This window comes from Eisenibacter elegans DSM 3317 (genome assembly GCF_000430505.1).
In the GTDB taxonomy this organism is placed as follows: Bacteria; Bacteroidota; Bacteroidia; order Cytophagales; family Microscillaceae; genus Eisenibacter; species Eisenibacter elegans.
The window spans coordinates 157,566-181,051 of sequence record NZ_AUMD01000012.1 but is presented as its reverse complement, the minus strand read 5'-3'; the positions used below and the strand labels follow the sequence as shown (position 1 = coordinate 181,051).

Annotated in this window: 17 protein-coding genes; 11 read left to right on the top strand and 6 right to left on the bottom strand. The window is 49.3% G+C overall.

Annotation, left to right across the window (positions count from 1 at the left end; translation table 11 throughout):
- Positions 1 to 27: 27 nt before the first annotated feature.
- Entirely contained in the window at positions 28 to 786 is a 759-nt protein-coding gene (locus G499_RS0104355) for a DUF4197 domain-containing protein (RefSeq protein WP_026998934.1), read from the bottom strand.
- Between the two features lie 213 nt (positions 787 to 999).
- Between G499_RS0104355 and G499_RS0104345 the strand changes: the two genes are divergently transcribed.
- The 11 genes from G499_RS0104345 (at position 1,000) to hslU (ending at position 14,465) form a co-directional block, all read left to right on the top strand.
- Positions 1,000 to 2,328, top strand: a complete 1,329-nt coding sequence (locus tag G499_RS0104345; RefSeq protein WP_026998933.1) for a CHASE2 domain-containing protein — start codon at positions 1,000 to 1,002, stop codon at positions 2,326 to 2,328.
- A 104-nt stretch (positions 2,329 to 2,432) separates the two neighbouring features.
- A complete protein-coding gene (locus tag G499_RS0104340) occupies positions 2,433 to 3,473 on the top strand; it encodes an aldo/keto reductase (protein WP_026998932.1) in 1,041 nt (346 codons plus the stop codon).
- A 187-nt stretch (positions 3,474 to 3,660) separates the two neighbouring features.
- The gene (locus G499_RS0104335; protein WP_026998931.1) at positions 3,661 to 5,856 is read left to right on the top strand and encodes a M1 family metallopeptidase; all 2,196 of its coding nucleotides are present in this window, start codon (positions 3,661 to 3,663) and stop codon (positions 5,854 to 5,856) included.
- Between the two features lie 211 nt (positions 5,857 to 6,067).
- Positions 6,068 to 6,775, top strand: a complete 708-nt coding sequence (locus G499_RS0104330) for an SDR family NAD(P)-dependent oxidoreductase (RefSeq protein ID WP_026998930.1) — start codon at positions 6,068 to 6,070, stop codon at positions 6,773 to 6,775.
- 212 nt (positions 6,776 to 6,987) lie between these two features.
- Positions 6,988 to 7,683, top strand: a complete 696-nt coding sequence (locus G499_RS0104320) for a CoA transferase subunit A (RefSeq protein WP_026998929.1) — start codon at positions 6,988 to 6,990, stop codon at positions 7,681 to 7,683.
- A 42-nt stretch (positions 7,684 to 7,725) separates the two neighbouring features.
- Positions 7,726 to 8,385 (top strand): 3-oxoacid CoA-transferase subunit B, encoded by a 660-nt coding sequence (locus tag G499_RS0104315; RefSeq protein WP_026998928.1) that lies wholly within the window; start codon positions 7,726 to 7,728, stop codon positions 8,383 to 8,385.
- Positions 8,386 to 8,773: 388 nt separating this feature from the next.
- On the top strand, positions 8,774 to 9,499 hold the full coding sequence (locus tag G499_RS0104310) for a hypothetical protein (protein WP_026998927.1): 726 nt from the start codon (positions 8,774 to 8,776) through the stop codon (positions 9,497 to 9,499).
- Between the two features lie 49 nt (positions 9,500 to 9,548).
- Entirely contained in the window at positions 9,549 to 10,202 is a 654-nt protein-coding gene (locus G499_RS0104305; RefSeq protein WP_154658309.1) for a C39 family peptidase, read from the top strand.
- Between the two features lie 144 nt (positions 10,203 to 10,346).
- Positions 10,347 to 11,624 (top strand): phosphoribosylamine--glycine ligase, encoded by a 1,278-nt coding sequence (gene purD, locus G499_RS0104300; protein ID WP_026998925.1) that lies wholly within the window; start codon positions 10,347 to 10,349, stop codon positions 11,622 to 11,624.
- Positions 11,625 to 11,786: 162 nt separating this feature from the next.
- A complete protein-coding gene (locus G499_RS0104295) occupies positions 11,787 to 12,935 on the top strand; it encodes a regulatory iron-sulfur-containing complex subunit RicT (protein WP_026998924.1) in 1,149 nt (382 codons plus the stop codon).
- Between the two features lie 177 nt (positions 12,936 to 13,112).
- The gene (hslU, locus tag G499_RS0104290; protein WP_026998923.1) at positions 13,113 to 14,465 is read left to right on the top strand and encodes an ATP-dependent protease ATPase subunit HslU; all 1,353 of its coding nucleotides are present in this window, start codon (positions 13,113 to 13,115) and stop codon (positions 14,463 to 14,465) included.
- Positions 14,466 to 14,617: 152 nt separating this feature from the next.
- Here hslU and G499_RS0104285 read toward each other — a convergent pair whose 3' ends face one another.
- From G499_RS0104285 to G499_RS0104265, 5 genes are all read right to left on the bottom strand, one after another.
- Positions 14,618 to 16,042 carry a CCA tRNA nucleotidyltransferase gene (locus G499_RS0104285; protein WP_026998922.1) on the bottom strand — a complete coding sequence of 475 codons (1,425 nt, stop codon included), beginning with the start codon at positions 16,040 to 16,042 and terminating at the stop codon, positions 14,618 to 14,620.
- Positions 16,043 to 16,418: 376 nt separating this feature from the next.
- Positions 16,419 to 19,940 carry an efflux RND transporter permease subunit gene (locus G499_RS18700; protein WP_081413637.1) on the bottom strand — a complete coding sequence of 1,174 codons (3,522 nt, stop codon included), beginning with the start codon at positions 19,938 to 19,940 and terminating at the stop codon, positions 16,419 to 16,421.
- Between the two features lie 41 nt (positions 19,941 to 19,981).
- Complete coding sequence (locus G499_RS0104275; RefSeq protein ID WP_051295904.1) at positions 19,982 to 21,166, bottom strand: efflux RND transporter periplasmic adaptor subunit; 1,185 nt, start codon at positions 21,164 to 21,166, stop codon at positions 19,982 to 19,984.
- Positions 21,167 to 21,190: 24 nt separating this feature from the next.
- The gene (locus G499_RS0104270) at positions 21,191 to 22,585 is read right to left on the bottom strand and encodes a TolC family protein (RefSeq protein WP_026998920.1); all 1,395 of its coding nucleotides are present in this window, start codon (positions 22,583 to 22,585) and stop codon (positions 21,191 to 21,193) included.
- A gap of 18 nt (positions 22,586 to 22,603) precedes the next feature.
- Positions 22,604 to 23,236: a TetR/AcrR family transcriptional regulator gene (locus tag G499_RS0104265; protein WP_026998919.1), complete on the bottom strand. Its 633-nt coding sequence runs from the start codon at positions 23,234 to 23,236 to the stop codon at positions 22,604 to 22,606.
- Between the last annotated feature and the right edge of the window lie 250 nt (positions 23,237 to 23,486).

The following is a 23,486-nucleotide window of genomic DNA, read 5'->3' as shown; positions in this document are numbered from 1 at the left end:
GGCTTCACAGGCGACCAAAGTACATCTTTATTTATCCAATTCGCCAAATACGCGGCGAAGCAGGTCGCTCACTCGGGCATTGACATTGGTGCGGATTTTATCCTCTTCTTGTTGTACTTTGAAAAACAAGCCATCAAGGGCGCGTTCTGTTACATAAGCGCCCAAATCTGAATTGACAGGGCTTACCCCATCGATGAGACGGGCGGCGGCAGAGTTTGCAAATTTGTTGTAAGGAGTTGTGAGTGCCTCCCACGCTTGTGTAGCGCCTACACTGCTGAGAGAGTTATTGATTTTGGGAGCATATTGGCCGCGCAGGTTGTCGTATGTACGGCTGCGGAGATATGCTGTGGCGGCGTTGCGCTCTCCAAAAAGGATGCCGCGAGCGTCCTGAATACTCATGCTCGTGATAGCGTCGGCAAAGATGGGCAGCGCCTCCTGAGCAGCATCTTCGGCGGCGCGGTTCATCTTCAATACCGCCTCATTGATAAGGTTCTGGCCACCGGGGATATACTGCGTGATGATATTTTGCACTTTTTGGGCTTCGGGAGGGAGTAATATCTTGATAGCTTCGTTGGCGAAGTACCCATCTGTACGAATCAAGTCTTGTACACCATTGCGGATACCCACATTAAGCGCCTCTTTGAGGCCGGAGCCTATCTCGCCATCTGTCAGGGGTTGAGAAAGCATTCCTGAGGTAGAAATGAAACTGCCCATAGAGGCACAAGAGCTAAGGGTGAGGGGCAACAGACACGCCAGCACCAAACGATAGTACCATTGTTTGTTCATCGGTATTAGGTATTTAGGGGGTAAATAGAGCACACAGGCATTTGCCCTGTGTATGAGTAAAGGTACATAATTTGACTCAAAACAAAAAAACTAACATTTACAATCGGGCGTGTATAGCCTACATCGCCCCAAAATACATCCTTGGGCAAATGTCTGGCCAAAGCAGCATATTTTTTGTAGCTTTACTTAATACTACTAAACCCCAATTGCTTTATGACAGATAGTCCTGCGCCTACCCAACATCGCCAAGGATGGCTGAACCGAGTATTGAACAATCTGCTGTTGTCGGTTTTTGTGTTTTTGTCTATCCTTGTGATTGCCAATATTCCGCTCAAGTTAGAGTTTCTCAATCCGATTCAGAATGCTTTTGAGACGTTTGACCTGACAGACTTGGTGTTCTCACATTTCAAAAAAGAAACTACTGCTGATACCAATGTGGTAGTAGTCAATATTGGCACACTACATCGAGGTGAGGTTGCCGAGATGTTGGAGATTTTGCAAGCCCAGTCACCGGCAGTGATTGGGATAGATGCGTTTTTCAGGCAGCTGCACCAAGATGAAGAACGTGCGGCCTGGGACGGTGCTTTGGCAATGAGCTTGGCACAAATAGAGCATCTGGTGATGGCCAGTGAGTTGCCCGAAAGTCACTTCAAACAAAAAGCCAAACGCTATGACAGCCTCGAAGCCTCACACCCTTTGTTTATGGGGCAGGCCACTACGGGCTTTGTCAACCTCATTACAACCGGCGACAAAGGAGAGTTTGTAACCGTGCGCGCCTTCAGCCCACAAGAAAAAGTAAAAACCTCAAAAGATACTTATCGTTCTGAGCTGGCCTTTGCCGTACAAGTAGCCAACCATATTGCCCCAGAGAAGGTAAAGCGTTTCTTGGCTCGCAACAATGACCACGAGTTTGTCAATTTCAGAGGTAATCAAGATAAGTTTTATGTCTTGGATATCAGTAATGTTTTTGACCCCGAAGCCGACCTAAGCTTCCTCAAAGGCAAGGCGATTTTGTTGGGATATATGGGGCCTCATTTGGGTGAAATCTCTTACATCGACCGGCTATTTACGCCACTCAATATGGATTATCTGGGCAGGGGCTCACCGGATATGTATGGAGTCGTGGTACACGCCAACATCGTTTCCATGATTTTGGCAGAAGAATATATCAACGAAATGCCTGCTTGGGTAAACTATTTGATAGCTTTTGGCTTTTGTTATTTTACGGTAGCCCTGCTGTCGGTAGTATATCGGAAGCTTGATTTTTGGTTTGATGCTGTAGCGGTGGTGCTCCAGTTGGCGCTCTCCCTGCTATTCCTGACAGTCGTAGTGCTGATGTTTGATTGGTACCGCCTCCGTATAGATATTGGCATCACTATTTTGAGTATCTTCATCGCAGGGTTTCTGATAGAAATTTACTTTGGTATTGTAGACAAAGTGCTCGAACGCAGCGGGTTGAAAAAGAAAACCGAAGCAAGTCCTACTGCCCCGGGGAAATCTTCCGCAGTTTCGACCACGTCTAACGCGCCACCTACACGATGACAAAAATGGCAACTAATCGCGCAAAAATGGGCGATATACCCACTGGTTGCCAATATTTCAAGGGATAAGATAACATACTACGCCATTTATAACCACCACCAACAATGATGCAGTACAAGCTTTTTGGAAAAACAGGCCTGCGGGTATCCGAACTTTGTTTGGGAACGATGACCTTCGGGCAAGAATGGGGAACCGGCGCTGACAAGGCCGAAAGCCAACGGCTATTTGATGCTTTTGTCGCTGCCGGAGGTAATTTCCTAGATACGGCCAACCGATATACCGAAGGAACAAGCGAGCGGTGGTTGGGCGAGTTTGTTGCCGACAGGCGCGATGCCTTTGTCATCGCTACCAAATATGGACTTTATGACAGCCTCGAAGATGTGAACGCCTCTGGCAATCACCGTAAGAATATGATGCGTTCGGTAGAAAACAGCCTCCGAAGGCTCAACACAGACTATATCGACTTGCTTTGGCTACATATTTGGGACAATACCACTCCCATCGAAGAAGTATTACGCGGGATGGACGACCTTGTGCGCAGCGGCAAGGTACACTATATCGGCATCTCAGATACCCCTGCTTGGATTGTGGCCAAAGGCAATGCCATTGCGGAGCTGCGCGGATGGAGCAGTTTTGTGGGCCTACAAATCGAATATAGCCTAATTGAGCGGACTCCTGAGCGCGACCTCCTGCCGATGGCCGCCCACTTTGGGATGAGTATCACGCCCTGGTCGCCGCTAGGCGCAGGACTACTGACGGGCAAGTACAACCAAGGAATGATACAGGGGGTGAGGTTGTCAGAAAAAAGCTTGAAATTTAACAAGCCACAAAACCTAGCCATTGCCCGTAAAGTAAGCGAAATCGCTACCACACTAGATGCCACCTCCGCCCAAGTAGCACTGGCGTGGATACGCGCCAAACATCCTATGATGATTCCCATCATAGGAGCGCGCACGCTCGACCAACTTCACGATAACCTAGGTGTATTGACCGTACAGCTCTCCGACGAACAGCTCCAAACACTCGACGAAATAAGCGCCATAGACCTCGGCTTCCCACACGAGTTTATGCGCCTGCCCGCTGTGCGTACCAATGCGCTAGGTGGGTTTGATGAACGCATACAGCACCGACCTTATCAAGTATAGATTGCCACCCCAACACAGAAGAAAGGAGGCGAAACCTGCTGAAAGCAGGGGAAAACCAGTAAATCAGCGAATTTTGTTGTGCTCAACGCCTGTTTTTTGTTTCTTTACTATTTGAAGAAACACCAACAGCGCATTTTTACCCCTCCATTCCACTGAGAACACCCACTATCTTCCCCATTCTTGACATATGAGACTAAGAACAACAACCCCTTATTGGTGTGCTTTATTATTGATTTTAATCGGTATACAGAGCGCTTGGGCACAAAACCCACGCAGCATCAAATTTGAGCAGCTGGACTATCTTTTGCCTACTCCAAACAACTACCGGGCAGCATCTGGCGCTCCCGGGCACGAATACTGGCAACAACGCGCCGACTACAAGATAGAGGTTACCCTCGACGACGATAAGCAGATGCTCAAAGCCAAGGAGGTCATCACTTACTACAACCAATCACCTGACCCCTTAGATTATCTTTGGCTACAACTTGACCAAAACCGGTTTGCCAAAAACTCCATCGCCTTCAATACCGCAGCCTTTGACCTCAACAGCCCCTTTAGCTTGGTAGGTTGGATGCGCGGCCAAGAAAGCAAGCACGGATTCAGAATATTGGCTGTCAAAGATGCACAAGGCAACGCCCTACCCTTTACCATCAACGAAACCATGATGCGGGTAGACCTTCCCCAAACCCTTGCGCCACGTAATGGCAAGGTGGTTTTTTCGGTAGAATGGGAACACTATATCATCGATGCTAACAAGATGGGAGGCCGTGGAGGTTATGAGTACTTTGAAAAAGATGGTAACTACCTTTACGAAATCTCTCAGTGGTTTCCGCGTATGGCCGTTTATGATGATGTCAATGGCTGGCAACACAAGCAGTTCCTAGGCCGTGGAGAGTTTGCCCTCACTTTTGGCGACTATGAGGTACACATCACCGCCCCCGAAGACCATATCGTGGCCTCTACCGGTGAGTTACAAAACCCCGAACAAGTGCTGAGCAATACGCAACGCCAACGACTAGAGCAAGCCAAAAACGCGCAAAACCCCGTACTCATCGTTACACAGGCTGAAGCCGAAAAAGCTGAAAAAAGCAAGGCCAAAAAAACCAAAACTTGGATTTATAAGGCTGAAAACGTGCGTGACTTCGCCTGGGCCAGCTCGCGTAAGTTCATCTGGGATGCAATGCAAGTAGAAGTCGAAGGTAAAAAAATATGGGCCATGTCTTACTTCCCCAAAGAAGGAAACCCACTCTGGGGCGACTACTCCACCCATGTCGTCGCGCATACCCTCCGCGAATATTCCAAAATGACTTTTGCCTATCCTTACCCAGTGGCTATCTCTGTACACGGGCCTGTATTTGGGATGGAATACCCCATGATTTGCTTCAATGGTGGCCGCCCCGAGCCTGATGGTACTGTACCCGATCGCACCCGCAACGCGATGGTCTCAGTAATTATCCACGAAGTAGGCCACAACTACTTCCCGATGATTGTCAACTCTGACGAACGCCAATGGAGCTGGATGGATGAAGGCCTCAACTCTTTCTTGCAATATGTGGCCGAGCAGGAAATCCCTAACCAACCTTGGGCACAAAAAGACTACCCCAAGGGCAGCAAATACCCCTCCCGCCGTGGTCCTGCCAAAAATATTGTAGACTATATGCGCGCCGACCCTGCCGTGTTGGAACCGATTATGACCAACTCCGAGCAGATTATGCAGTTTGGCAACAATGCTTATGGCAAGCCCGCTACGGCTCTCAACATCCTGCGCGAAACCGTCCTGGGACGAGACCTGTTTGACCACGCCTTCAAGGTATATTCTAACCGCTGGATGTTCAAACACCCAATGCCTGCCGACTTCTTCCGTACCATGGAAGATGCCTCTGCTGTAGACCTCGACTGGTTCTGGCGTGGATGGTTCTTCGGCACAGAGCCTTGCGACATCTCTCTCGACGAGGTTGAGCAGTACTTCATCAGCAGCCAAAAACCCGAAAATGCCAATGGTTTTACAGCCCAAACCATTGACCCCGCCCGCCTCGACGAAGTGTTTGCCCGTATGGAGGTAAGCGCCCAAGAGCGTCGCACCATTGGCGAAGGCAAATACCTATATCTACTGCGTTTGAGCAACCCCGGCGGGCTGATAATGCCACTCATTGTAGGAGTAGAATACCAAGATGGTACACAAGACCTACACCGATTTGCTGCTGAAATATGGCGTATGAACCCCGAAAAAATCAGTAGGCTCATCGTAACTGACAAGCCCGTTAAGAGCTTCTTGGTAGACCCACTCGAAGAAACTGCCGATATCAACATCGACAACAACATCTTCCCGCGCCAAGGGGCAAGCCCCTCGCGTTTTGAGCAGTTCAAAAACCGCCAAAACTAAGCCGCCGTCTAAAAGGCACTTCAACAGCGCATCACAACCCGTAGGTAAAAAGCCTACGGTTTTTTTTGTATCTTCGCCTTGATGCTTTTCCAATTTTCCACACAATACCTAAATGCAACATAGGCTTTAGCCTGTTTGTTTGATGTATCAACTACGTGTAACATATACCTGATGCGAAGCCGGAGCTTCACATTACCTAAATTCCCACAATATGCACCCACTCATCATCATCACCGGAGCCACCAAAGGCCTAGGCAAGGCCATAGGCGAAGTGTTTGCCCAAAATCAGTTTGATGTGCTGATTTGCGCACGCAACCAAGCCGACCTCGACCAGACCATCACACAGTGGCAGATACAGTACCCCGGACAGCAGTTTTATGGCCTTGTAGCTGATTTTGCCCAAGCCAGCAGCGTCCAAACCTTCGCCCGCGAAGTCCAAGCGCTACAACGCCCCATAGAAGTGCTTGTCAATAATGCAGGCTTTTTCTCGCCTGGCAGCATCTTAGAAGAACCCGATGGAGCCTTGGAGCAAATGCTACAAGTCAATCTCTTGAGCGCCTATCAATTGACCCGTGCGCTTGCACCATCGATGATTGCCCGCAAACAAGGACATATCTTCAATATGTGTTCTATCGCCAGTTTTATGGCATATCCGAACGGTGGCTCGTATTCCATCACCAAGTTTGCCCTCTATGGCATGAGCAAAGTCTTGAGAGAAGAACTTAAGCCACACCACATCCGCGTAACCTCCCTGTTGCCCGGCGCAGCCTATACCGCCAGCTGGGAAGGTGTAGATTTGCCCCAAGAGCGCTTTATGAAGGCCGAAGACGTAGCCCAAACCGTTTGGGCAGCTTATAGCCTCTCTAACCAAACCGTGGTCGAGGAAATCATCTTGCGCCCACAGCTCGGCGATATTTAAGTCCAAAAACAAACCGCAGCCAGTTCTTGTAAAAATCTTATTGGCTGCTGAAATTTACAGGCAAAAGATAGCAAAGCACAAGCTTGTTTGGCTTTCTCTAAAAAAATCTCGATTTTTGACTGTCCTTTGAGCCCAACACCCATACCCGCAAGGACTCGAAAGCACTTCACATTTTTCACCTTCTTCAAATAAATCTAATAAGGATTACAAGTATGATCAACAAAGTGGTAGATAACGCCGAGGTAGCCACCGCCGACATTCCCGACAACGCCGTGTTGATGTTGGGCGGCTTTGGGCTTTGTGGTATCCCCGAAAACTGCATTGCTGCCTTGGTACGCAAAGGTATTACGGGGCTGACTTGCATCTCCAACAACGCCGGTGTAGACGATTTCGGCATCGGACTGATGCTCCAACAGCGCCAAGTACGCAAGATGATTTCGTCGTATGTGGGCGAAAACAAAGAGTTTGAGCGCCAACTACTCTCCGGTGAGCTGGAGGTAGACCTCATCCCGCAGGGAACGCTCGCAGAACGCATCCGCGCCGGTGGAGCTGGTATTCCGGCCTTTTTCACCCCTGCCGGGGTGGGTACAGAGGTGGCCGAAGGCAAAGAAGTACGTGAGTTTGATGGTAAGCTGTATTTGATGGAGCGCTGGCTGCGTGCAGACTTCGCCCTCGTAAAAGCGTGGAAAGGGGATACCGCCGGTAACCTCATTTTCAAAGGCACAGCCCGCAACTTCAACCCGATGATGGCCGCCGCCGGCAAAATCACCATCGCCGAGGTAGAGGAGCTAGTGCCTGCCGGTACGCTCGACCCCAACCACATCCATACGCCCGGCATCTATGTGCAGCGTATTTTCCAAGGCAAAGACTACGAAAAACGCATCGAACAACGCACCGTGCGCAAGTAATCGCCCAGTACTTTTTCCCACAACCCCAAAAGACGATTCATTATGGCTTTAGATAAAGACGGCATCGCCCGCAGAATAGCCCAAGAGCTGCGCGATGGTTATTATGTAAACTTGGGTATTGGCATCCCGACCTTGGTGGCCAATTATATCCCCGAAGGAATGAACGTTGTGCTACAATCCGAAAACGGCCTGCTCGGTATCGGCCCCTTCCCAGAAGAAAAAGACGTAGACGCAGACCTCATCAATGCAGGCAAACAGACGGTGTCGATGTTAGCAGGCTCGGCGCTCTTTAGCTCTGCCGAAAGCTTTGCGATGATTCGGGGCAATCACGTAGACCTGACCATCCTCGGGGCTATGGAAGTATCCGAAAACGGCGATATTGCCAACTGGAAAATCCCCGGCAAGATGGTGAAGGGAATGGGCGGCGCAATGGACTTGGTGGCTGCAGCCAAAAATATCATCGTGGCGATGATGCAAGTAGATAAATATGGCAATTCTAAACTACTCAAAAACTGTAGCCTCCCTCTGACAGGCATCGGCTGTGTCAAAAAAATAGTAACCGAGTTAGGTGCTTATGAGGTACTGGCTGAAGGCGGTTTCCAATTGCTGGAGCTGGCTCCCGGAGTATCTGTAGAAGACATCCGCACGGCTACTGAAGGCAAACTAATCATTCCTGATAATGTGCAAGAAATGAAGCTATAGCTTCGTAAAACTGCTGTGATTATTTGCTGAAGCCTTGATGTTCAATATACGACACACTCACATTAGGCCTCCCTAAATCTGGGAGCGAAGGTGTCAGTGAGGTGTTTATATGGCCTCCCCTATACAACAAGCGCTTCAGGCAGGCTCTGTGTTGTCCTGCCGTGCTCCAACCTCTATAATGGGATGCGCCAGAGACAGCACGGAGTAACACAGACACATTGCCCAACTCCCTTGAGGGTGTTAGGCCATTTTTTTGGACTTGGAGCTATATCAAACACGCCTTGGCTGTGGAATTGATGTCGAAAAATTTTATATTTGACAGCCTGATTTGGCCGCTATGCGTATAAGCATCAACTCATCCACCTTTTTACGTTTACCCAAAAAACCTATGACAGACTACCTCTTCAATACCGATGGCTCGCTGGCCAGTACTCGCCCCGGAAGCAACAAAGCATTCATAGGCAACCAAGAAGTACCCTTTATCTCGGCGGCAGACCTCGTAACCTATGCCGCTATCATTTATTCCGAATCAGCCTCACAAGGTTTGGTTACCCAGATTACGGGCGGCGCAAACGTAGAGCGCGAGATGGCGCGGGAGACCTATGGCATGGCGCGGGCGATGTTCAACTATACCATCAAAAAAAACCAAGCGCTTCAGCGTGCCAACAGAGGTAGCTACGGACTGAAACAGCTCCTCACCGATGCCAATTATGCCAAAGGCAAAGGCACTCCCATTTATCAAGAATATTATACCACTGGCGGCGATCACTTGCGGCGTAAGCTCTCGACCTTGGCCGTCATCAAAATTTTTACGCGCAACGAGGGCGATGTTGCCGATATTGCCAACTCCGATATTGTCGGCTGGGACGGGCGCGATGTCTTCACCCGTTACCAAGCACATTATCGTTTCCAAACCGGGCTTGAGCTAGGCAACCCCGCCCACGGACAGCTATACTCACGTCTGGGCATTCAGACCATCGCCACCGGTGCCGCCTCTAACCCCAATGTCATCGCAGCCGGAAGGAAGTATACTTGGCTTTCTGTGTTTACAGCCGGAGGAAGTATTTTCTATGCCCTACATCCTCAGGCCGTAGCACAGGGTATTTCTGTGTAGCAAAAACCTTGGGGGTTTGGCAAACCTCCAAGGCTTAACCTGTTTTTTTATGCAATTAGGGTCTATACTATCTCACGTTTGTAGGCGCAATGCTGTTTGGCTGTTGCTGTGCTGTTGTTTGTATTGGAGAAGCCCTGCAGTCTATGCCCAACAAGAAGTATGGGTAGGCCTCCCCTCACAAGACTTCAACTACTTTGCCGCGCCCCAACAGCGCTCCCAGTGGTGCTGGGCTGCTGCCATCCAAATGGTACTCAACTATTATGGCATCCGTATCAATCAAGAACAAATTGTGGCCCGCACCTATGGGCAAAACCCCTATAATGGCTACATCCCTGACCGCGCCGGCAGCATTGAGGCCATTCACCAAAACCTCAACTACCGTGGAGTAGATGCCCAAGGGCGGCGCTATCAGGTAGTGGCCACAATGGGGCGTGGCGCCCCTGTCCCCCTCACCTTGATAGCAGAGCTAGAAGCCGGCCATCCAGTCATCATTGGATACCGTACAGGCCTCAACCAAGGGCACGCAGTGGTGTTGACTGCCGCAGCCTTCCGCCCCACACCCAACGGTCCACTAATCCACCAACTCGTCATCAGAGACCCCGATCCCAACCCACGCAACGCAGCCCAACACGGGCGTGTAGTGCTTTCGGCCAAAGAGCTAGCCGACCATATCGATGTTTATTGGTATGTACGGGTATATTGAGAGAAGGTAGCCCCGATTGCTTTCCCACACGTGCGAAATCCGATGTTTTTTTGTAACTTTGACTAGGTTTTATTACTCAAAATATCGTCATTGCCTCTCAGGAGGCCGCAAACAATCCCCATTTGCCCTAATCGTACCAAGTATATGCATATATTATTGTTAGGTTCAGGCGGAAGAGAACACGCTTTTGCTTGGAAATTAGCCCAAAGCCCCTTAGTAGAAGCGCTCTATGTTGCCCCCGGCAATGCCGGCACGGCACAAGTAGCACAGAATATCGATATATCAGTTACAGATTTTGAAGGCATCGCACAGTTCTGCGAGGCCAAACAAATCACCCACCTGCTGGTAGGCCCTGAAGAGCCGCTGGTCAAAGGGATTAAGAACTTCTTTGCCCAACACCCAACGCTCAGCGGCCTACACGTGATTGGCCCTGATCGCGCTGGCGCACAGCTCGAAGGTAGTAAGGATTTTGCCAAACAGTTTATGATGCGCCACAATATTCCCACGGCACAATCGCAGACTTTTGTACAACAAACGCTCAATGAGGCGCTGACCTACATCGACAGCCGCCCTGCACCCTATGTCATCAAAGCTGACGGCCTCGCAGCTGGCAAAGGCGTAGTGATTGCCCAAAGCAAAGACGAAGCCAAGGCGACCTTAGAGGCGATGTTGGTAGACCATAAATTTGGGGAGGCAAGCCAAAAGGTAGTGATTGAAGACTTTTTGCAAGGCATTGAGTTGTCGGTATTCATCATCACTGACGGGCAGAACTACTATACCCTCCCTGAGGCCAAAGACTACAAGCGCATCGGCGAAGGCGACACCGGCCCCAACACGGGTGGAATGGGCGCTGTATCGCCAGTACCTTTTGCCGACAAGGCCTTTATGCAAAAAGTAGATCAGCGTATCATCCGCCCTACGCTCGATGGGCTGCGCAAAGAAGGTATCCACTATACTGGCTTTATCTTTTTTGGCTTGATGAAGGTAGGCGACGACCCCTATGTGATTGAGTACAACGTCCGTATGGGCGACCCCGAAAACGAAGTAGTGATGCCACGCATCAAAACTGACTTGGCGCAGATATTGGATGCGGTGGCACATCAACGCCTAGCCGAACTACCCCTGACCACCTTGGCCAAAACAGCCACGACAGTGGTGCTGGTATCGGGCGGCTACCCAGATAGCCACCCTAAGGGCCTGCCTATCCATAGGCTCGAAAAAGTACAAGATGCCCTGGCTTTCCACGCCGGTACTACCCTTGATGCCAAAGGCCAAACCCTCACCAATGGAGGGCGTGTATTGGCGCTCACCGGCCTCGGTGCCACTCGCGAAGAAGCCCTGCAACAGAGCTACAACGCCGCCGAAATTATTCAATATGAAGGCAAATACTACCGCCGAGACATCGGGCAGGATTTGGCCTAACACAGTGTTGTTGAGGTATTTGTCTGAATTGTAGCTGTTTTTATTTGAACCATCAACCTCTCTGTAAAATATATGGGATGCACGACCTGTCCCACCGGATGTAGCACAACCAAAAGCGCCGATGGCGAAAAAAGTAGTGGCAAATCCTGTGGTTGCAATAAAATGAACGTATTCGATTGGTTATCGGATATGAAAATGCCCTTCGAGACCGAAGACGACCTCTTGGTAGAAGTGCGGTTTAAGAATGGGAAGAAAGATTTCTTTTTCAATAAAGAGCGCATTGCGATTACTACTGGGGATGCGGTAGTGGTCGAAATGGCCAACGGCTTTCACATAGGCTTTGTGTCGATGCAGGGCGAGCTGGTCAACCTGCAAATGAAACGCAAACAGGTGGCCGTAGCCCCTACTGACTTGCCACACGTATTGCGGGTAGCCAATGAGAGTGACCTCTCGAAATTTGAACAATCGCAAAGCCGCAACCTGCCCACGATGTACCGCTCCCGCGAAATCATCCAGCAGCTGAACCTCAAGATGAAACTCTCAGACGTAGAGTTTCAGGCCGACAATACCAAGGCTACCTTTTACTATTCTGCCGATGAGCGGGTGGATTTTAGGGAGTTAATCAAGCTGCTGGCTTCGGAGTTTCGCATCCGAGTGGAGATGAAGCAAATCAGCCTCCGACAAGAGGCAGGCCGATTGGGTGGAATTGGCTCCTGTGGGCGCGAGCTATGCTGCTCTACTTGGTTGGTTGATTTCAAAAACGTATCAACAGCTGCCGCAAGGTATCAGAATCTATCCCTTAATCCTAATAAACTCTCCGGCCAATGTGGCCGCCTCAAGTGCTGTCTCAACTATGAGCTAGAGACCTATGTAGAGGCGCTCAAAGACCTCCCCGAATTAGACAAACCCCTACTGACAAAGCGCGGCAAGGCATTCTTACACAAAACAGATATCTTCCGGCGAGTCCTGTGGTTTAGTTACAACGACGAAAGCGTATGGCATCCTATCTCGGCAGAGCGTGTGGGCGAAATCATTGCGCTCAACCAAAAAGGTATCGCCCCCGAATCGCTAGAGCTGGACGAAGCCCCCGTACTGACCAATCAGTCTATCTTGCCGATGCCGCCCAAAAAAGGAAACCGCCCAAAACGAAAAAATCAGCAAGAAAATGGAAAGCCCGAGCGCCCACCCCGCGAAAATGGCTCCCAACAACGTCCCCCTCAAGCTAATAAGAAAAACCTGCGACAGAAGCCCAAGAAAAAACCCAACAACAACCACCCACGTAACAACGGGCAAGATCGTTCACAAAACTAATACATCCTTCAGGCTGTTATATTGTAATGCATAACAACCTTTTTGCCCTCTACCCTTCAAGATACTCAAACCCTTGAGGGGCTTTGGTGAATATAGCCCAACTCACCTACAAGGCTACACATACAGCGGCCATTTGCCGTCTCTACATACAAATATCAGAAAGAAACGTATTCCGCAATGCAAACACATAACCCAGACCTTACCCCCCATCAGATTGTTACTGAGCTCGACAAGTACATTATCGGTCAAAAAGATGCTAAAAAACAAGTAGCCATTGCCCTGCGCAACCGCTGGCGACGCATGAACAGCCCGCAAGAGATGCAGCAAGAAATTATGCCCAATAACATCCTGATGATTGGTGCTACGGGCGTAGGCAAAACAGAAATCGCCCGCCGTTTGGCCAAAATCGCCAACGCCCCCTTCACCAAGGTTGAAGCCTCTAAGTTTACCGAAGTAGGCTATGTGGGGCGCGATGTGGAGAGTATGGTGCGCGACTTGGTGGAGCAGTCTGTCAATATGGTGCGTGCCCAAAAACACGAAGAGGTCAAGTCTAGGGCTATCCAGAGTGTAGAAGATGCACTACTCGACATCCTCATCCCGCCCCTCCGTAGCGGCAGCAACGAAGATATCGAGATGAACGAAAAGACCCGCGAGCGCTTCCGCGAAAAACTCAAAAACGGCGAACTAGATGAGCGCAAGGTCGAAATTCAGGTGCAACAAAGCAGCAGCCCCAATGTAGGGGCGTTCGGACCGGGCATTGACGAAGCCGCAATGATGAACCTTCAGGAGATGATCTCGGGGATGATGCCCAAGCGCATCCGCCGCCGCAAGGTCAGCATTGCAGAAGCCCGCAAAATCTTGCTCGAAGAAGAAACCGCCAAACTCATCGATATGGACGAGGTCAAAGAAGAAGCTCTCCGAGTAGCCGAAAATGCCGGTATCATTTTTATCGACGAAATAGACAAGGTAGCCAGCCGCTCTGCCAAAGGTGGCGGTGGGCCTGATGTCAGCCGCGAGGGGGTACAGCGCGACCTCCTGCCCATTGTCGAAGGAAGTACGGTCAATACCAAGTATGGCCTCATCAAAACTGACCATATTCTCTTCATCGCTGCGGGGGCGTTTCACGTGGCCAAGCCCTCCGACCTCATCCCCGAGCTACAAGGCCGCTTCCCCATCCGCGTGGAGCTGCAAAGCCTCACCAAGGACGACTTCTACCATATCCTCAAAGAACCCAAAAACGCACTCACCAAGCAGTATGAGGCGATGATGCAGGCCGAAAACGTACAGCTCAGCTTCGACGACGAAGCCCTAGCCAAAATAGCCGAAATAGCCTTTGAGGTCAATGCCGAAGTTGAAAATATTGGTGCGCGCCGCCTTCAGACTGTCTTGAGTCACTTGCTCAACGAGTTTCTCTTTGATGTGCCAGATGTCATCGGTGCCAATGCCCACATCTTGGTTACCAAGACGATGGTCGAAGAACGACTCCAAGGCCTCGTCAAAAATAGGGACTTAAGCCAGTATATCCTGTAATGAAGATACAAGACTTGGCAAACTCCAAACCCACGGCGAAACCCGTGGGTTAAATTTATGCTTGAGTGTCAGGCGTACAGTGGCGGCCAAAAACCTTTTGGCTATTGAAGAAAATCTGCCTGCCTTCATTGTTGCGAGGGCAAGGCCAGTTATCAGGAAGCGTTTATGGGGTGTAAATCATACTTTTGAGCCGTTTCTAACATAAACGCATAAGCTTCTTCATACTCATTACGGATTTGGCCGTCTAAGATGGCTTCTCGGATAGCTTGCTTGATCAACCCTACCTGTTGACAGGGTTTGAGTTGAAAAGTTTCCATAATGATTTCGCCTGTAATAACAGGCTGGAAATTGCGCAGCTTATCCTTTTCTTCAATCTCTTGTAATTTTTTCTCTACAATGTCAAAATTTTTGAGATATTTTTTGACTTTATCATTGTTTTTGGAAGTAATATCTGCTCGACAGAGCATCATCAGCGCTTCTAAGTCCTCGCCGGTATCAAAGAGCAGTCGGCGGAGCGCCGAGTCCGTGATTTCGTCCCGAAACAGTGGAATAGGCCTGAGATGTAGGCGTACGAGTTTTTGTACGAAGCGCATTTTGGCATCGAGGGGGAGACGCATGCGTTTGAAGATTCCGGGCACCATTCGCGCCCCTTTGTCTTCGTGCCCGTGGAAAGTCCAGCCGTGGCGCTTATCGAAGCGTTTGGTGGCAGGCTTGGCGATATCATGTAAGATAGCCGCCCATCGTAGCCAAAGATCATCTGATACCTCGGCGACGTTGTCGAGCACTTGTAGGGTATGAAAAAAATTGTCTTTATGCCCTTTGCCATCAACAGTTTCTACCCCTTGTAAGGCGACAAGCTCAGGAAAAATCAGCTCCAAAACGCCGGCATAATAAAGCAACTTGAAGCCGTATGAGGGCTTGTCGGCGGCAATGATTTTATTTAGTTCGTCAGTAATCCGTTCTTGTGATACGATACTGATACGTTCTTTGTATTGGCTGATAGCTTCGAAGGTATTTCCTTCGATATCAAAGCCAAGCTGTGTGGCAAAGCGTGCGGCACGCATCATCCGCAAGGGGTCATCAGAAAAAGTAATGCCCGGGTCAAGCGGTGTACGAAGCATCTTGCGTTGCAAGTCCTGCAATCCGTCGAAGGGGTCTATAAGCTGGCCATAGTTATGCTCTTGCAGACTGATAGCCAGCGCATTGATGGTGAAATCTCGGCGTTTTTGATCGTCTTCCAAAGTACCGTCTTCGACCATAGGTTTGCGGGAGTCAGGGTTATATGACTCTTTGCGAGCACCCACAAACTCTATCTCCCAGTCATCGGCGCGCAGCATGGCCGTGCCAAATCGTTTGAAAATATTGACCTTTCCTTCTTGGCCTAGTTGTATGGCTACGTGATTGGCCAAGTCAATTCCACTTCCCACACAAACCACGTCTATGTCTTTTGAGGGGCGTTTTAAAAGCAAATCACGTACAAAGCCGCCTACCAAGTATGTCTCTACTCCGAGCGTACGGGCGCTAGCGGCAATGACAGCGAAGAGCGGGTTTTGATGTAGTGTTTGGGCAAATTCCATCATGATGTATGCCTGAGTTGCAAGGGCGATTAGTCAATCACCTACAAAAATACGAATAAAAATGTGTTTGCCCTAAAATGCCCGGGATCATTCCGGTTGATGCTCCAGAGGCAAGACGGGGCTATTTCGAGCCAGTGTTATTTGTGTTTGACAGCCTTCGCCGTTTTTGGCCTTTGTAGCTATCTCGGATTCAGGTTTTGCTCTCAATCCTTGATACGAATCTATGGGCTGAAACCCCTTAGATATCACGAAAATCAAGTCCTATGAATCCTCAAATCTTGGTATAAACAAGCTCTGAGCAGGATTAGCCAGAAAAAAGCCCACCAACAAAGGTCGGTAGGCTTTCGAATCGTCTGACAAAACGATATGGCTATAGTTATGAAACGTATGTATCGGCTACTTTGGCTGTTTTTTCAGCGCCATTGGTGCTCGTAGCAACCTGTACGCTAGGAGTGCGGTGTTTGGGTGTTTTGCGGGTCAGCTTGGCAGTAAGCAGGTACATCACCGGCACCACGACCAAGGTCAGGAAGGTAGCAAAGCTAAGCCCGAAAATCACCGTCCAAGCCATAGGCCCCCAGAAGGCGGCATTGTCTCCACCAAAATAGATATTGGCATCAAACTTAGCCAACAGGCCTATGAAGTCGATGTTCAAGCCGATGGCCAAGGGAATCAGCCCTAGAATGGTAGTGATGGCAGTGAGCAATACAGGACGGAGGCGTTTTTTGCCGGCTTCGACAATACAGGCCAAGAACTCGTCATAAGGCAGCGGGTCTTCTTCGTCTATACCCAACTCGGCTTTGCGGCGGCTGCGCAATAGGTTGGTGTAGTCAATCAATACGATGGCATTGTTCACCACTACCCCGGCCAGCGAGATGATACCGATACCAGTCATCAAGACTACAAAGTCCATTTGGAAAATCACCAAGCCTAAGAACACTCCGATGGTACTGAATATAATAGAGCTGATGATGACCACTGGGGCAGTGAGTGAGTTGAACTGGGTAACGATGATGAGAAACACCATAAATACGGCCAACATCAAGGCCTTGCCCAAGAAGTCAGCTGTTTTCTCTTGTTCTTCTTGTTCTCCCGTAAACTTGACCGTATAACCTTCGGGGATGCTCATTGCGCCAACGATGTCTTTGACCTTATCGACGATTTCGGTCGGATTATAGCCTTCTTTTACGTTAGAAGTAATCATAATCACACGGTCGAGATCTTTGCGTTTGATAGAGCCGATGGCATCATTATACTCAATATCGACTACGGTGCTGATAGGAATCTGCACAATACGCCCTCTGTTGTTGCGGAAGGTTACCGATTTGTTGAGCAGGGCTTCGAGGTTGTGGCGTTGGTCTTCGCGGAGGCGCAGCTGGATGGGGTGGTCGTCTTTGCCGTCTTTAAACTTAGAGACTTCCTTGCCAAAGAGCGCCGTACGCAATTCCATTGCCACTGAGGCGCTCGAAAGGCCAAGCCGGCGGGCTTTGTCGCGGTCTACGTGGATAATGAGTTCAGGCTTGCCGGTTTCGAGGTCGAGCTTGAGCTGCTCAATACCGGGGATGGCCGCCTCATCGACAGTACGACGGATGCGGGTAGCGGTAGCAATCAGCTTGGCATAATCTTCACCTACTACTTCGATACTCACAGGTGCGCCTACAGGCGGGCCGTTGCGGTCTTTGGCTACGGTGATTTGTACTCCGGGGTAGTTTTTCAACTCTGCCCGAATATCCTCCAAAATATCAGAAGTATTCTTGCCTTTTCGGAACTCGAATTCCTTAAACGAGACCGCTATTTTGGCTTTGTGTGGCGTTACGCCGCCGCCGCCGCCAAGACCGTCTTCTGAGGTGCCTTCGCCTACTTGGGTAATGATGGCATCAATCATATAGTCGTAGGGCTTCATCATCTCAATGACGCGGCTTTCTACCTTCTTGGCCAACTCATTGGTAGTTTCGATATCGGTACCGATGGGTTTTTCCACAAAAATATTGATGTAGTTGGGCTCATTTTCGGGGAAAAAGAGCACTTTCAGCCCGGCGCTGCCAAGGAGCACAAAGGAGAATACCAAGAGAAATACCGTGCCGACCAAGAAGAAGTAGGGGCGCGCACCCGTAACAGCATAACTGATGATGCGGGAGTAAAAACTTTCTAATCTTGGGAGTACATTGTCTTGGAAAGACTGCGCAGCACTAGTCAAGAAGAGCATATTGGCCAATAGGAACACCCCCAAGATCGCCATCAAGTTGGGCACAGTATATTGCCCTGGTAAGGACACCACCTGTGTGGCTTGTAATATGTACAGCGGAATAGCCAACAACACCCAAGCACCGGCCGTAAGCAGTCGGCGTACCGTAATGGCCTTTTTACCGGCTTCGAGGTCGCCCTCTTTGGAGAATATCATCACGACGGCAGGGTTAATCACCAAGGCCACAAATAAGGATGCCGACAATACGATAATCAGTGTAATGGGCAAGAAGCGCATAAATTGCCCTAAAATCCCCCCCCAAAACGCCAAAGGCAAGAAGGCCGCCACTGTTGTGGCAGTAGAGCTGATGATAGGCCAAGCGATTTCGCCTACCCCTTCTTTGACGGCACGCTTGAGCGGGTAGCCGTCTTCGCGGAGGCGGTAGATGTTTTCAATCACCACAATGCCGTTATCTACCAACATTCCTAAGGCCAGAATCAACGAGAACAACACCATAATGTTGAGCGTAACACCGGCATTGCCCAAGACAATAAAGGAAATAAACATTGACAATGGGATGGCTACCCCCACAAACAAGGCACTGCGCAAACCCATAAAGAAAAGCAAGACCCCTACTACTAGGATAACCCCAGAGATAATGCTGTTTTCTAGGTTGCTGACCATCGACTTGATTTCGCGAGATTGGTCGTTGGTAATGCTGATTTGTAAATCTTTGGGCAAAGCCGAAACCTGTGATTTTTCGATGATACTCTTGATTTGGTCTGCGGCATTGAGGAGGTTTTCGCCACTACGCTTCTTTACTTCAAGCGTAACCACAGGCTGCTTGTTGAAACGGGCATAGCTTTCGCGCTCCTTATAGCTGTCTTTTACAGTGGCAATATCGCGAAGATATACGGCTGCACCATCTTCACTTTTTACGATAATGTCTTCTATTTCAGCTACTTCTCTAAATTCACTCGTAACACGGATAGAACGGCGGAAGTCTTCGGCTAGGATATTCCCTCCAGAGATGGTTACGTTTTCGCTGCTGACGGCCTGTTCGATGTCACTAAAGGCCACCTTGCTGTCTTCCATCGCAAAGAGATCTACATCAATCTGGATTTCGCGCTCTAAGGCACCGCGAATATCTACACCCGAAATTTCGGGCAGCTGCTCGATGCGGTCTTCGAGGTATTCTCCATAGCGTTTGAGCTGGTCAAGGTCATAGTTGCCCGATAGGTTGATAAACATAATGGGCAAGTCTGACAAGCTAATCTCAAATACGTTAGGGTCTTTGGGTAAGTCATTAGGCAGCTCGCTTTTAGACTTATCAACGGCATCCTTCACATCCTGAAGGGCCTTGGGTATGGCGACATCCGGGTTAAACTCTACGATGATGGTCGAGTAATCCTGAATAGAGGTAGAAGTGATTTTTTTGACACCGGTGATGGTCTTCAGCTCTTTCTCTATGGGGCGGGTTACGAGGTTTTCCATATCGCTGGGGGAGTTTCCTGCATAGAAAGTGCCGATGTAGATATTCGGAATCACAATCTCGGGAAAGCTCTCGCGGGGCATAGAACCATAAGAAATGATACCAAACAACCCGATGATTAGGGCCAAGATAATCACACTGGTGCGATTATCTACGGCAAGGGAGGTGAGACCAAATTCCTTGATTACTTGGTGCTTCTGCGCTTGTTCTTCTTGATTTTTCATAGGAATGATGACAATTATAGTGGACGCTGTTGGGGATAGGGTTAGCTGCCGATTTTGATAGCGGCTCCATCAGTTACATCTCTAAACCCTTTCTCAATCAGCTGCTCATCTCCCTTGAGGCCACTTTTGAGATAGGTCTTGTTGTCGTAGGTTTCTCCACGCTCAACCATCACCTTTTTGGCAATCGGCTGTTTTTGGTCATCTTGGGCGGCGATATATACAAACTCTTGGCCGCCTTCGCGCTGGATGAGATTGGTAGGGATGATGATAACATCGGGCTTGGTTTCGTCCTGAATCTTCACCACGGCCAGCAAGTCCGGCTTAAGCAGGTTATCCACATTGCCTACGGCTACTTCGATACGAAACGAGCGGCTGTCGGGGTTGATGATTTGCCCTACTACAACCACCTGTCCATCCACTTCTCGTTTGATAGAAGGGAAAGATACCCGAACTTTATCCCCTACTTTTACTTTGCCTAAGAGGCTTTCGGGTACATCCGCATTGACACGCATATTGCTCAGGCTTACCAAACGCAACAAGGGTACACCAGGGGAAGCGGCCTCACCTACTTTGGCGATGATCTCATCTACCACTCCCGAAAACGGGGCTTTGACAGCCGTCATATTGACCTGTGCTTTGAGGGTTTGGAGCTGTTTTTCGAGGCGCTCTTTTTGGTTTTTGGCTTGGAGGTATTGTAGCTCAGTGCCGATGTTTTGTTCCCAGAGCTTGGCTTGGCGCTCATAGGTTACGTTGGCCAACTCTAGGGCGGTTGTTACTTCATTCATAGAGCGTTGGAGCACTTCGCTGTCTTGCGTAACGAGTATTTGACCCGCGCCTACAGACTGCCCTTCGCGCACAAGAATCTGTTTGATGACTCCGGCGGTTTCGGGGGTTACCATGACATTTTGGTCGGTTTCGACACGCCCACGGGCTTCGTTGTAGCGCACAAAATCGCCCTTGCTCAGCTGTATCACACTGACGAGCGTGCTATTGTCTGCACTCAATTTGAAGCTAGGGTCTAGGGCGACTATGTCGCGCTCTAGCTGGCTGATTTCGGCCTGAAGTTGTTCGAGCGCTTTTTTCTTATCACGGAGTTGATTTTTCTTACTCTCAAGGTCATTTGCGCCACCGCCGCAGGCGGCCAAGAACGCCAGGCTCAAGAGTAGGGGATATTTTTTAAGTACTTGCATCGTTTTCATAGGCATCGACAAGAGGGTATATGGCATTAGTGTATAGTTTGAGAGGGTGTACTAATTATCGTTTTGGTCTTCGGTATAAAGCGTGCCGAGGGCTTTTTTGAGGTTTACCGAAGCCACTAAGGCATTGTAAACGGCATTATAATAATTGGTTTCGGCTTCTTTGTACGAAGTCTCTGCGTCGAGCACTTCGAGGTTGGTACCGACTCCATTTTGGTATTTGAGGCGCGCCACTCGGCCTACTTCGGAGGCCAGTTCCATATTGGCTTTTTGGGCTTGGAGGTCATCAAGGGCGTTGCGTAACTCGGTATGGGCTTGAGCTGCTTCAAAATTGGCCACACGCTCCAACTGACGATAGGCCCAGTCGATTTTCTCAAGCTCCAGCCTAGATTTTTGGGTTTGAGCGCCATTGCGGAAGCCTGTCAGTATGGGGATATTGAGTGTCAGCCCAACGATTCCATAGTTAAACCAGCGGTTGCCATTGAATAGTTCTCCCACATTGGGCACCCCAGAGTTGTAGCCATAGGTTGCAAAAGCGCGCAGCGAGGGATAACTTTGAGAGCGTTTGTAGCGCACGTCGAGCGCAGCCAGCTCACGCTGGATTTGCAATACCTCATATTCGGGGCGGTTGCGGAAGTCTACTTGTTCGGCCAGCAGATTTTCGTCGAGGGTGAGGTCGCCGAGCTTGTCTTCTATGCTGATAGAGTCTTTGAGCGGCATTCCCATCTGAAACTTGAGCACTTGTGAAGCCAAGCCAATCAGGCGTTGGGCTTTTTGGCGCTCAGTACGCAAGTTGTTGAAGGTTACCTCGGTGCGGTCGACATCAATTTTTTCAACAAACCCATTTTGGTAGAGCGCCCTCGTTTCGCGCAGGAGCGAGTCGACGCGTTGGTAGTTTTGATTCAGCAAAGTAATCCGTTCGTTGGCCACCATCAGCCCATAATAGGCGAGGGCTACGTTCTGTGCGATTTCAGTCTTGGTTTGAGCCATCTGCTTTTGTGACAGCTTCTTGAACGTCCGGGCGGCTTCCAAACCAATAAAATACGACATATCAAAGACCAACTGTGAGAGTGTAATAGCGGCCTGCCCTGTCATACGAGGCTGAAACTCTACGGCGACAAACTCGCCTTCGGGCGCGGCAGGGTTGATGATGGCCGCCGGTAAGAACGCCTTCTGAATGATGGCGTTGTAGTTGGTACCAAGTTCCACATTGATTTGTGGCAAGCCCATCGAAGCGCTTTCCCGCACAGTTTGTGAGGAGATATATACTTCGATGTTCTGGATGCGTAACTGCTCCGAGTGTTCCATCGCATAGGCAATACACTCTTGGAGGTTGAAAGACGAGAGCGCTGCGGCATCGTCGCCAAATTGAGCCTGTAAGGGGCGGGCTGCTAAACCGAGCCAAAAAAGCCCCACTAAACCGAGAATCTGATAAATGTATAGTTTCATGAATATTCCGACAAGCGGTTAGGGTTGGGTTGTATGAGTTTTTCGTTGTTGGTACTGTTCTAAAAGTTGAAATCCTTCGAGGGTGACGATACCCCGCAAAAAATGCTCGATAACCATCGTGCTTAAATCGCCCAAGTCGTATTTTTTATGCGAAATACTATCGGTGATATTTTGGTCAAAAATGGCATCCATACACACCAAATGCAGCGTAGCCATCACCTCAGGGTCTAGGTTAGACCGATAAAGTCCTTGCTCTATCCCTCTTTTGAGGTTACGCACAACCGAGGCGCGTGCATCTTGCTCACAGAAGCTATTGTACTCGTCCCAGACTTGACTATGGTACTTTTGTAAGTCATAGAGCACAATAGGGTTGATATTGCGAATGCGCTCCCCTGTTACTTCGGCAATCTTCAATACAGCCTCAATAGGGTCAGCTGATTCGGCCTCTATTTTGTACAATTGTTGACGCTCTTCTTCAAAAACACGGCTCATAATCAGCTGAACGATAGCGTCTTTGTCTTTAAAAAACTGATATATTGTCTTTTTAGACATTCCCAACTCCTTGGCGATATCATCCATCGTAACACTGCGCGTTCCATAGCGCATAAACAACTCTTCGGCGGTTTGGAGTATTTTTTCTTTAGTATCCAAGGCTTTTTTCTGTGAATTGCAGATATTTGTAGACAAAGCAACGGTTTTGATAGCCCAACAGAGCTACTTTCCCCTAAAACTATCTACTATATTTTGCGTTTTACGTACAATCTTTGCTAAGAACAAACAAGTGGTTTCACACACATTTGCGATAAGAACGCACAAAGATATCAAAAGGAACTAGGGAAACTAAAAAATGTTTTCAAGTTTCTGTTAAAAAAAATTAACACCCTTTGCGCTTAGAAAAATT

What these genes read in the sequence shown, in the direction of transcription:
- G499_RS0104355 (WP_026998934.1), bottom strand. Translation starts at nt 786, where the DNA reads ATGAACAAACAATGGTACTATCGTTTGGTGCTGGCGTGTCTGTTGCCC.
- G499_RS0104345 (WP_026998933.1), top strand. Translation starts at nt 1,000, where the DNA reads ATGACAGATAGTCCTGCGCCTACCCAACATCGCCAAGGATGGCTGAAC.
- G499_RS0104340 (WP_026998932.1), top strand. Translation starts at nt 2,433, where the DNA reads ATGATGCAGTACAAGCTTTTTGGAAAAACAGGCCTGCGGGTATCCGAA.
- G499_RS0104335 (WP_026998931.1), top strand. Translation starts at nt 3,661, where the DNA reads ATGAGACTAAGAACAACAACCCCTTATTGGTGTGCTTTATTATTGATT.
- G499_RS0104330 (WP_026998930.1), top strand. Translation starts at nt 6,068, where the DNA reads ATGCACCCACTCATCATCATCACCGGAGCCACCAAAGGCCTAGGCAAG.
- G499_RS0104320 (WP_026998929.1), top strand. Translation starts at nt 6,988, where the DNA reads ATGATCAACAAAGTGGTAGATAACGCCGAGGTAGCCACCGCCGACATT.
- G499_RS0104315 (WP_026998928.1), top strand. Translation starts at nt 7,726, where the DNA reads ATGGCTTTAGATAAAGACGGCATCGCCCGCAGAATAGCCCAAGAGCTG.
- G499_RS0104310 (WP_026998927.1), top strand. Translation starts at nt 8,774, where the DNA reads ATGACAGACTACCTCTTCAATACCGATGGCTCGCTGGCCAGTACTCGC.
- G499_RS0104305 (WP_154658309.1), top strand. Translation starts at nt 9,549, where the DNA reads ATGCAATTAGGGTCTATACTATCTCACGTTTGTAGGCGCAATGCTGTT.
- purD (WP_026998925.1), top strand. Translation starts at nt 10,347, where the DNA reads ATGCATATATTATTGTTAGGTTCAGGCGGAAGAGAACACGCTTTTGCT.
- G499_RS0104295 (WP_026998924.1), top strand. Translation starts at nt 11,787, where the DNA reads ATGAACGTATTCGATTGGTTATCGGATATGAAAATGCCCTTCGAGACC.
- hslU (WP_026998923.1), top strand. Translation starts at nt 13,113, where the DNA reads ATGCAAACACATAACCCAGACCTTACCCCCCATCAGATTGTTACTGAG.
- G499_RS0104285 (WP_026998922.1), bottom strand. Translation starts at nt 16,042, where the DNA reads ATGGAATTTGCCCAAACACTACATCAAAACCCGCTCTTCGCTGTCATT.
- G499_RS18700 (WP_081413637.1), bottom strand. Translation starts at nt 19,940, where the DNA reads ATGAAAAATCAAGAAGAACAAGCGCAGAAGCACCAAGTAATCAAGGAA.
- G499_RS0104275 (WP_051295904.1), bottom strand. Translation starts at nt 21,166, where the DNA reads ATGCCATATACCCTCTTGTCGATGCCTATGAAAACGATGCAAGTACTT.
- G499_RS0104270 (WP_026998920.1), bottom strand. Translation starts at nt 22,585, where the DNA reads ATGAAACTATACATTTATCAGATTCTCGGTTTAGTGGGGCTTTTTTGG.